Genomic DNA, 9,216 nt, shown 5'->3' with positions numbered 1-9,216 from the left:
GGGGCGGGGGCGCGTGCGGCGGCCCGGCGTCAGTAGAGGTTGAGCGCCAGATGGATCGAGGTGCCGACGACCAGGAGCACTCCGGCCGCACCGCAGACGTTCTGCCACCACGCGTTGCCGAGCGGGCCCATCAGCGTGCGGTTGTTGGCCAGGACCAGGAGCACCACTCCGAGCAGCGGCTTGACCAGCACGGTCAGCGCCTGGGCGATGATGATCAGCTGAACCGGTGAAGAACCGGCGATGACGGTCACGGCCGCGCCGAAGGCCAGGATGCCGAGGATTCCCAGCCGCACCGGCAGCGCGGAGACCTCCCGGGCCCAGCCGAAGGCGTCGGCTAGGACGGTCGAGCCGGCCGTCGCGTTGGCCAGCATCGACGAGAACGCGGCGCCGAAGAAGCCCAGGGCGAAGATGATCCGGCCGGCCTCACCGGCGACGGGCTCCAGCACCCCGGCGAGGTCGCCGAAGCTCGCCTCCTCGCCGTTGCCGCCGAGGACGGTGGCGGCGGTGATCAGCACCAGGACCGTCATGATGCCGGGCGCCACGATGCCGGGGATGGTGTCGACGATGGTGGTCTGCCGGTACTGCTCGCGCTTGAGGCCACGTTCCCGGCTGGCGTAGGAGGCGAAGAACGCGGCGTTCATCGAGAAGTTGGTGCCGACCATCGCGACGATGAGCAGCCCGGCGCCCGCCGGGAGCGAGGGGATGAACCCCTCACCGGCGGCGCTCCACTCGGGCCCGGAGAGGAACGCCGTGACGACGAAGGAGAGGGCCATGGTGGCGACCACGGCCAGCAGCGCCTTCTCGATCGCCCGGTAGAGCCGTCGCGCCAGGAGCACGCAGGCGACCAGCGCGGTGCAGGCGAGCGACCACCAGATGACGGAGCCGCCGAAGAGCAGGGAGAGCCCGAGACCGGAGCCGACCGCGTTGCCGACGGAGAACATCAGGGTGATGACGAACAGGCCGACGCCGGAGAGCTTGGCGACCAGGGCGCCGCAGTACTGCTTGATGGTGGCGATCAGGCTGGTGCCGGACATGATGCCGACGCGGATGCTCATGTCGGCGAAGGCCAGCATCAGCAGGTTGCACAGGACGACCACCCAGATCAGGGCGTAGCCGTAGCCGCTGCCCGCCTGTACGGCGGCGGTGAGCGCGCCGGGGCCGAACTGCCAGGAGCCGACGACGAAGGCCGGGCCGATCATGGCCAGCAGGCGGACGCCGCGCGCCAGCCGGCCGGACGGCGGAGCCGGTGCGTCCGGTGCGTCCGGCGCGTCCGGTGCGGTGTCACCGGCACCGGGACCGGCCCCGGACGGAGGCGGGGTGCCGGTGGTGGTCGCTGCGTCGGTGGTGGTCGGGGTGTCTCTCGGTACGTTCGTGACGTCCGGATGATGCGTGCGCTCGGACACGGTGATCGTTCCTCGCTCTCCACGGCCGGGGTGGGTTTGGTCGGTCGAGACGGCGTTGTCCACGGACCGGGGCGCCGGCCGGGAGGCAGCGCGCGGCGGTCGTTCGATGGAGGGGTGGCGCCGCGGGAGGTGCGGCGCGCGTCGGAAGGGGGCCGCTGCCCGGGGCAGGGCCGGTGGTGGCGACGGCGGCGGCGCGCCCTGAGGCGGGCGGGCCGGGGCCGCCTGTGTCCCTTCGTCCGTGCGGTGCCCGGGGCGGGCGGTGTCGGCGCGACGGCGCCCGGCCCCGGGGCACCGGTGTGGCTCAGACCAGCTCGGCGGACTTCAGCGCGAGGTGGATCTCCTGCTCGGCGGCAGGTGTGAGGTCGATCAGCGGCGACCGTACCGCCGCGGAGGGCAGGATGCCACGGGCCTTCAGTCCCAGCTTGAGGGCGACGGTGCCCTCCATGTGGGAACCGCGGTGGTACACGGCCTTGGTGACCGGGAGCAGCCGGTCGTGGAGGGCGCGGGCGGCGGCGTAGTCGCGGGCCTTGCCTGCCTCGATCAGCTCGATGAGCGGTTCGGGGGCGAGGCCGCCGTAGCCGACCAGGGCGCCGTCGACGTCGAACATGGTGTGCAGCAGGTACTCGTCGTGGCAGGTCAGGATCTGCAGCTCGGGGTGCTCGGCGCGCAGCACCGGGATCTCGGTGTCCCAGCGGCGCATGTTGCGGACGCCGTTCTTGGTGGCGAAGACTCCGGGCTGGGCGGCGATCTCCAGCTGGGTCTCCAGGTCGTAGCTGGCCTTGGTGACGTCGGGGTACTGGAAGAGGATCAGGGGCAGGCCGGACTCCTCGTGCACCACGCGGTAGCGGTCCTGCGGCGCGCCCTTCTGGAAGCCGAACCGCAGCCAGCCGTGCGAGGGGTAGAGCAGTCCGGCGGCGGCGCCCGCGTCCACGGCCCGGCGGGCCTCGGCCGCCGCGACGGCGGTGCCCTCTCCGGTGATGCCGGCGATGATCGGCGTCTTGCCGCCGACCGCCTCCACCAGGGTGCGGATGACGGCCACCTGCTCGTCCTGGGTGAGGAAGGTGCCCTCGCCCGCGTGCCCGAGGCAGACCAGGCCCTTGACGCCGTCGAAGCCGGCGAGCCAGCGCCCGTAGGAGGCGAGCGCCTCGTGGTCGACGGCGCCGTCCGCGGTGAACGGCGTGACCGGAGCGGGGACGAGGCCACGGAGGTCGATCTCAGTCATGGGTAACCCCTTCATGGGAACGTTTGCAGGAACGTTTCCACACTATGAACTCCACGGTTCTTCCCGGTCAAGAGGTCGGAGCCGGACGATCACCGGTGACGGTAGGCTCGCCGCATGGTGACGATCCGGGACGTGGCGAAGGCCGCGGGAGTCAGCACGTCGACGGTCTCGCGCGTCCTGGACGAGCGGCTTCCCCGCTCCTCCAGCGCCACGGCGGAGCGCGTACGCCGACTCGCCGCCGAACTCGGCTATGTGCGCGACCCGTTGGCCTCCGGGCTGCGGCGGGCGGGCACCAGCACCATCGGCGTGATCGTCCCGAGGCTGACGGACACCGTGATGGCGATGCTCTACGAGGAGATCGCCGCCGCCGGCGCCGCGCGCGGGATCTTCTCCGTGGTCGCCGGGACCGAGGACGACCCCGAGGCGGAGCAGCGCGCCGCCCAGTCCCTCCTCCGGCGCCGGGTGGACGGCCTGATCCTGACCACCGCACGACTGGACGCCCCCGAGCCCGAACCGCCGGGCCCCGGTCGCGCGGTGCCCCGCGTGCTGGCGCTGCGCACCGACGGGCGCGGCCCGGCCTCCGTCGGGGACGACCGGCTCGGGGCCCGCCTCGCCACCCGGCATCTGCTCGACCTCGGGCACCGCAGGATCGGCCTCGTCGGCGGCCCGGTCTACGCCTCCAGCGCCGTACGCCGCCACGAGGGCTACCGCGACGCACTGGCGGAGCTGGGCGTTCCCTACGAACCGGGACTGGTCGAGGGGGACTCCTTCTCCATGGAGGCCGGCGAGGGCGCCGGACGCCGGCTGCTGAGCCGCTCCGACCGGCCGACCGCCGTGTTCGCCGTCAACGACAACACCGCGATCGGCGTGCTCGCCGCCGCGCACCATCTCGGACTGCGCGTTCCCGAGGACCTCTCGGTGGTCGGCTACAACGACATCCCGGTGGCGAGCCGCCTCCCGGTGCCGCTGACCACCGTCCGGGTCCCCTTCGACCAGGTGGCGCAGGGAGCGCTGCGGCTGCTGCTGGACCGGGGCGATGACACCGGCCCGCCGGTGACGTTGACCGCCACGCCCACGCTCATACCGCGTGGCTCCACCCGCGCACCCCGCACCTCGCGCTGAGCCCCCGCGACGCCGGGCGGCGCGGGAGCGGACCCGGGAACGGCACGCGAGAGCGCACACGCAGCCGGCACACGAAACGGCCGCGCCGGGGAGGACGGCGCGGCCACCGCGGGCGGCGGTGGCACACCGTGCTCCCCGGCGCGGCCGGGGATCAGGACCGGACGGTCAGGCGGCGGAGGCGAGGTCGTCGCGGCCGACCAGCTCGGAGCGGCCGAACAGCAGCGCGTAACCGGTGGGCAGGGAACGGAGGACACGGTCCAGCAGCTCCCGGCCCGCGCCCCGGGCGACGACGTGCAGCACGGCGCCGACCTCCCAGCGCGTGGTGGCCGGGCTGCCGCCGGTACGGGCGGTCAGCTCCTGGACGAACTCCCAGCCGGAGAGCGGCTGGGCCGCCGGGCGGGCACGGGTCAGCAGGCGGGCGGCCGGTCCGGGCAGGCAGGCGGCGAGGTCGGCGCGCTCGGCGCCGCCGATCTGCCCGCCGAGCGCGGCCAGGACGTGCCGAACGGCCTCTTCGGCCCGCTCACGGGTGGGATAGGCGCCCTCGTAGCGGACCTGCTCAAGGAAGTGCCCGAACGCGCCGGTGTCGTCGGCGGCACTGACAGCGGCGGTTGCGGCGGCGGCGCCGGAGACGGCGGCGGTGGGCTGGGCGAGAGAGCGGGAGTGCTTCACAGGCATAGTGCCTTTCGCGTCAGGAACCAGAAAAGTGCGAGCAACTCGTCAGCGGTCACCGGGCGGAGCGCGGCGGCCCTCGCGGGCCTGCCCTTCGCGTCACGCGGCCGGGACGCCTCGACGGGCTGACGGGCCGGCAGCGACGGCGGCCACAGTGAGCCGCTGCCCGTATCCAGCGGCAGGGAAACCGGATTCGGCTTCTTTGGGGCGCACATCACATACCCGGCGCACTCCGGTTCGGGTCCTCAACTCCCTTGCGGGGGTGGGGTGCTGAGCTTCCCGGCTCCACCGCGGGTGCGCCCTCGGGCGCTGGGGCCACCGCCGCCCGCGTCCGCCCTCCGTGCTCCGCCCTCGGGCCTCCGCCCTCGGTCCTCCGCCCTGGACGGTGTCCGCCGGGACCCCGGCTCGCCGCGTAGCGTGTGCGCCATGGAGATCTGGGTCAACCCGAAGTGCTCGAAGTGCCGCAGTGCCGTGAGACTGCTGGAGGCGGAGGGCGCCTCGTACACCGTCCGGCGCTATCTGGAGGATGTGCCCTCGGAGGAGGAGATCCGGGCGGTGCTCGGCCGGCTGGCGCTGGAGCCGTGGGACATCACGCGGACCCAGGAGCCCGAGGCGAAGGAGCTGGGTGTCGCGTCCTGGCCGAAGGAGGCCGCTGCCCGTGACCGGTGGATCGCGGCGCTGGCGGCCCATCCGCGGCTGATCCAGCGGCCGATCATCACCGCCGACGACGGCAGCGCCGTGGTCGCCCGCACCGACGAGGCGGTGCTGGACGCGTCCCGGCGTCGCTGAGCCTGGGCCCGTCCACCCGCCCGGTTGCCCGTCCACCAGCCCGGTCCGGCGCTTCCGTCCCCGTCAGACCGGCTGCACGAGCTGGTAGCCGCGGTCGATCAGCCGGGGCAGGTAGTGCCCGAGGGCGGACACCGTCTGCGAGCGGTCCCCGCCGCCGTCGTGGACGAGCACGACCGCGCCGGAGTGCGCGCCGTCGAGCACGGCGGTGGAGATGGCCCCGACTCCGGGCGCGGCCCAGTCGTTGGTGTCGATCGACCAGCCGAGGGGGACCATGCCCAGGTCGGCGCAGATCCCCAGCGACGCGCGGTCCCACGCCCCGTAGGGCGCGCGGGCCCATCGTGGGGCGGCGCCGAGCGCGGACGCCAGCAGGTCGCTGGTGCGGCCCAGTTCCTCACGGACCGCGGTCCGTGACAGCCGGGTGAGCTGCGGGTGGGTCCAGGAGTGGTTGGCGACCAGGTGGCCCTCGTCGGCGACGGCGCGCAGCAGGTCGGGGTGGCGCTCGGCGTTCTCGCCGATGACGAAGAAGGTGGCGGTCACCCCGTGCTGTCGCAGCACCCGCAGAACCTGCGGGGTGTGCTCGGGATGGGGGCCGTCGTCGAAGGTGAGGGCGATCCGGCGGCCGGGGACGTCGAGGGTGCGGTCCGCGGCGGTGCGGACCTCGACCGGACGCCGTCCCGGCGCCCCGGCGGGGTCCTCGGCGGAGGGGTCTCCCGTGGGGGACATGGCGGCGAAGGTATCACCGGCGGCCCGGCGGTCGGCGGAGGTCAGCAGCCGGTTCAGGCCGACGAGTCCGGCACACGCGGCGGCGCCGAGGACGACCCGGCGACCGAACGGGGTCTTATCCGATGAGTCGCTTGTCACCCTCCACTGATCTCATGGCGAAGCCGGCCCACCGCCCGGCGACACCGGCCCGCGCGGCGCCCCAACCCGATCAGCCCGCCGCCGTTCGGCTCCGGCCACGACGGGCCGGAGCCGAACGGGCGAAGCGACGGGCCGGAGCGGTCCGGAACACCGGCTTTCCGTGGGGCGCCGCGAGAGGGCGCGGGTCAGCCCGCCTCGCCCCTGCGGGGCAGCGACGCCTCGGCGGCGGCGAGGATCTCGGTGACCCGTACGCCGAACCGCACGTCACACGGGTGCGGTTCACCGTCCACAGCGCGCAGCAGCGCGTCCACCGCCCGCCCGAAGGGCGCCAGCGGCTCGTCACCGTTCCACTCGGGCATCCGGGAGACCCCGTTCGCGCCGCGCACCTCCGCGGCCACGGTGGCGGCGGGCTCGGGCACGGTGTGGCTGGTGGTCACCGTGCTCACCGCGCCGGAGGTGTGGCGCAGCAGCAGCTCCACAGTGTCGCCGGGGCCGTCCAGCGCCCGGACCTCCGCGAGGTCGGCGATGTCACCGAGGACCGGCATCAGCATGGACAGGGCGTGCGGGCCGACGTCCCACAGCGCGCCCCGCTCCTGCCGCCACGGCGAGGCGGCGAAGTCGCTGTCCGCTCCCGCGTAGATCGACGACAGCCACTGCGCGCTGCCGGTCAGCCAGCCGCCGGCGGCGCGCTGCTCCTCCACCCAGGCGGCCGGGGCGCTGGTGAACCGCAGCGTGAAGTAGACGACGGAGGCGACCCCGGCCGAGGCGACCTCGTCGGCGAGTTCACGCGCGCCGGCCACGGTGGTGGCGACGGGCTTGTCCAGCAGCAGGTGCTTGCCTGCGCGGGCGGCGCGTATCGCCAGCGGGGCCTGGACGTCCGGGGGCAGCGCGATGGCCACCGCGTCGCAGTCGGCGAGCAGCGTGTCCAGCTCCTCGTGGGCACGGCAGCCGAGGCCGTCCGCCAGTTCACGGGCGGCCTCCGGGCGGCGCCCCCAGACGCCGGCCAGCTCGGCGTCGGGGTGTCCGGCGAGGGCCGGACCGTGTGTGCGCTGCGCCCAGGGGCCGGTACCGAGCAGACCGAATCGCATACGAGCACTCTCCTGTCGAGCGTGACCCCGATGGCCGGGGCGACGGTTACCTCTGTTTAACAGCCGGGCAACGGCCGGGAAAACCGGCGGCTGGATCGTGGCCGCAGCGTATCCGCACCGCACTGCCCCGCCAGGCCCCCAAGGAGCACCCAACGTGAGCTACAAGGCCGAGTACATCTGGATCGACGGCACGGCGCCGACGGCGAAGCTGCGCTCCAAGACCAAGATCATCGCGGACGGCGCCGAGCCGTCGGAGTGGGGCTTCGACGGGTCCAGCACCAACCAGGCCGAGGGCCACGCGTCGGACTGCGTGCTCACCCCGGTCGCCGTCTACCCGGACCCGATCCGCGGCGGTGACGACAAGCTGGTGCTGTGCGAGGTATTCGACACCGACGGCACCGCCCACGAGTCGAACTCCCGCGCCCTGCTGCGCCCGGTCGCCGAGCGGTTCGGCGCGCAGGAGCCGCTGTTCGGCATCGAGCAGGAGTACACCTTCTTCCAGGGCACCCGCCCCCTCGGCTTCCCCGAGGGCGGCTTCCCCGCACCGCAGGGCGGCTACTACTGCGGCGTCGGCGCGGACGAGATCTACGGCCGCGACGTGGTCGAGGCCCACCTGGAGAACTGCCTCAAGGCGGGGCTGGGCATCTCCGGGATCAACGCCGAGGTCATGCCCGGCCAGTGGGAGTTCCAGGTCGGCCCGCTCTCCCCGCTGGAGGTCGCCGACCAGCTGTGGGTGGCGCGCTGGCTGCTCTACCGCACCGCCGAGGACTTCGGCATCTCCGCGACCCTGGACCCCAAGCCCGCCAAGGGCGACTGGAACGGCGCCGGCGCGCACACCAACTTCTCCACCCGCGCCATGCGGGAGGGCTACGACGCGATCATCACCGCGTGCGAGGCCCTGGGCAAGGACGGCAAGCCGCTGGAGCACGTCAAGCAGTACGGCGTGGGCGTCGAGGACCGGCTGACGGGCGCACACGAGACCGCCCCGTGGGACCAGTACAGCTACGGCGTCTCCAACCGCGGCGCCTCGGTCCGCATCCCGTGGCAGGTAGAGCGGGACAAGAAGGGCTACATCGAGGACCGCCGCCCCAACGCCAACGTCGACCCGTATGTGGTGACCCGCCTGCTGGTGGACACCTGCTGCGCGGAGCTGGAGTCGGCCGGCCTGGCCTGACACCCGGCACCGTCCCCGCGTTCTTCCGGCTGCCCGTCCACGGCGCCGGTGCGCCGGCGGCCGTCCCCGTACCGCCTCCCCGGGCGGTGGGGGACGGCCGTCGGCGCGTGTCGGCCCCTGCCCGCCCTGCCCGGCGGGAGGGAGCCGTCAGGCGCGGGGCCGTGCCGGCGGCGAGACCGCTCAGAGGGCGTCGGCGGCGGCCTCTGCGACCGCCTGGTCCTGGTCCCCGCTGCCACCGCTGACCCCCACCGCGCCCACCACGGCGCCCGAGCGCCGCAGTGGCAGGCCCCCGGCGAAGATCATCACCCGGCCGCCGTTGGAGGCGTGGATGCCGTAGAACTGGGCGCCGGGCTGGGCGTTCCCGGCGAGGTCGGCGGTGCTGAGGTCGAACGCCCTGGCGGTGAACGCCTTGTTGATCGAGATGTCGACGCTGCCCAGCCAGGCCCCGTCCATCCGGATGTGGGCGACAAGGTTGCCGCCCGCGTCCACGACCGCGATGTTGCAGGGCTGGCCGGCGTCGTGCGCCGCCCGTTCCCCTGCCGCGATCACGCGCCGCGCGTCGTCCAGGGACACCGATTCCACCGTGGTCATGACCGTGACTCCTTCGGGTCGGGCATCGCCGGGGCGCTCCGGCGGACGGGCTCCGGACGCCCTGCCGCGGGGGCTCAGGGCCCGCTCATCTCCCCGGATGCCGCGCCTCACCGTGGCAGAACCACCGGCCGCCTCCGGCCACGGCACGCCGCGCGGCCGTCACGGTCAGCCACCCGCCGGGCGACCGGTCGGGGGCATGCGCCGGGCGCTGTGAGGGTGGAGGAGGGGTGGAGGAAAGTACACCCCCGCTACGGTGTCTGAGCCGTGTGCCGGGCCCGTCGCGGGGCGGCAGACTGA

9 protein-coding genes are annotated in these 9,216 nt (G+C 74.0%); 3 read left to right on the top strand and 6 right to left on the bottom strand.

Features of this window, described 5'->3' with window-relative positions; translation table 11 throughout:
* Window positions 1-29: 29 nt before the first annotated feature.
* Both E0D90_RS00915 and E0D90_RS00910 read right to left on the bottom strand, forming a co-directional pair.
* Window positions 30-1,403 (bottom strand): Nramp family divalent metal transporter, encoded by a 1,374-nt coding sequence (locus E0D90_RS00915; protein ID WP_227869893.1) that lies wholly within the window; start codon window positions 1,401-1,403, stop codon window positions 30-32.
* A 301-nt stretch (window positions 1,404-1,704) separates the two neighbouring features.
* Entirely contained in the window at window positions 1,705-2,625 is a 921-nt protein-coding gene (locus tag E0D90_RS00910) for a dihydrodipicolinate synthase family protein (protein ID WP_103501999.1), read from the bottom strand.
* 114 nt (window positions 2,626-2,739) lie between these two features.
* Between E0D90_RS00910 and E0D90_RS00905 the strand changes: the two genes are divergently transcribed.
* Window positions 2,740-3,747 carry a LacI family DNA-binding transcriptional regulator gene (locus tag E0D90_RS00905; RefSeq protein ID WP_130796251.1) on the top strand — a complete coding sequence of 336 codons (1,008 nt, stop codon included), beginning with the start codon at window positions 2,740-2,742 and terminating at the stop codon, window positions 3,745-3,747.
* A 165-nt stretch (window positions 3,748-3,912) separates the two neighbouring features.
* On the opposite strand, the gene E0D90_RS00900 is transcribed toward E0D90_RS00905, so the two are convergent.
* Entirely contained in the window at window positions 3,913-4,422 is a 510-nt protein-coding gene (locus E0D90_RS00900; protein WP_130796250.1) for a DUF2267 domain-containing protein, read from the bottom strand.
* 420 nt (window positions 4,423-4,842) lie between these two features.
* Between E0D90_RS00900 and E0D90_RS00895 the strand changes: the two genes are divergently transcribed.
* Entirely contained in the window at window positions 4,843-5,205 is a 363-nt protein-coding gene (locus tag E0D90_RS00895; protein ID WP_130796249.1) for an arsenate reductase family protein, read from the top strand.
* 63 nt (window positions 5,206-5,268) lie between these two features.
* Here the strand turns inward: E0D90_RS00895 and E0D90_RS00890 are convergent, their stop codons facing one another.
* Both E0D90_RS00890 and E0D90_RS00885 read right to left on the bottom strand, forming a co-directional pair.
* Entirely contained in the window at window positions 5,269-6,066 is a 798-nt protein-coding gene (locus tag E0D90_RS00890) for a polysaccharide deacetylase family protein (protein ID WP_227869892.1), read from the bottom strand.
* Between the two features lie 185 nt (window positions 6,067-6,251).
* Complete coding sequence (locus tag E0D90_RS00885) at window positions 6,252-7,154, bottom strand: Gfo/Idh/MocA family protein (RefSeq protein WP_130796248.1); 903 nt, start codon at window positions 7,152-7,154, stop codon at window positions 6,252-6,254.
* Window positions 7,155-7,308: 154 nt separating this feature from the next.
* On the opposite strand from E0D90_RS00885, the gene glnII reads away from it, so the two are divergent.
* Window positions 7,309-8,328, top strand: a complete 1,020-nt coding sequence (gene glnII, locus E0D90_RS00880) for a glutamine synthetase (protein ID WP_103502004.1) — start codon at window positions 7,309-7,311, stop codon at window positions 8,326-8,328.
* 180 nt (window positions 8,329-8,508) lie between these two features.
* Here glnII and E0D90_RS00875 read toward each other — a convergent pair whose 3' ends face one another.
* Window positions 8,509-8,919 carry a GlcG/HbpS family heme-binding protein gene (locus tag E0D90_RS00875; protein WP_130796247.1) on the bottom strand — a complete coding sequence of 137 codons (411 nt, stop codon included), beginning with the start codon at window positions 8,917-8,919 and terminating at the stop codon, window positions 8,509-8,511.
* Window positions 8,920-9,216 lie beyond the last annotated feature (297 nt).

Source organism: Streptomyces otsuchiensis (assembly GCF_004305975.1).
GTDB classification, from domain to species: Bacteria; Actinomycetota; Actinomycetes; order Streptomycetales; family Streptomycetaceae; genus Streptomyces; species Streptomyces otsuchiensis.
This window is presented reverse-complemented; position numbering and strand designations above follow the sequence as displayed.

What these genes read in the sequence shown, in the direction of transcription:
- E0D90_RS00910 (WP_103501999.1), bottom strand. Translation starts at nt 2,625, where the DNA reads ATGACTGAGATCGACCTCCGTGGCCTCGTCCCCGCTCCGGTCACGCCG.
- E0D90_RS00905 (WP_130796251.1), top strand. Translation starts at nt 2,740, where the DNA reads ATGGTGACGATCCGGGACGTGGCGAAGGCCGCGGGAGTCAGCACGTCG.
- E0D90_RS00900 (WP_130796250.1), bottom strand. Translation starts at nt 4,422, where the DNA reads ATGCCTGTGAAGCACTCCCGCTCTCTCGCCCAGCCCACCGCCGCCGTC.
- E0D90_RS00895 (WP_130796249.1), top strand. Translation starts at nt 4,843, where the DNA reads ATGGAGATCTGGGTCAACCCGAAGTGCTCGAAGTGCCGCAGTGCCGTG.
- E0D90_RS00885 (WP_130796248.1), bottom strand. Translation starts at nt 7,154, where the DNA reads ATGCGATTCGGTCTGCTCGGTACCGGCCCCTGGGCGCAGCGCACACAC.
- E0D90_RS00875 (WP_130796247.1), bottom strand. Translation starts at nt 8,919, where the DNA reads ATGACCACGGTGGAATCGGTGTCCCTGGACGACGCGCGGCGCGTGATC.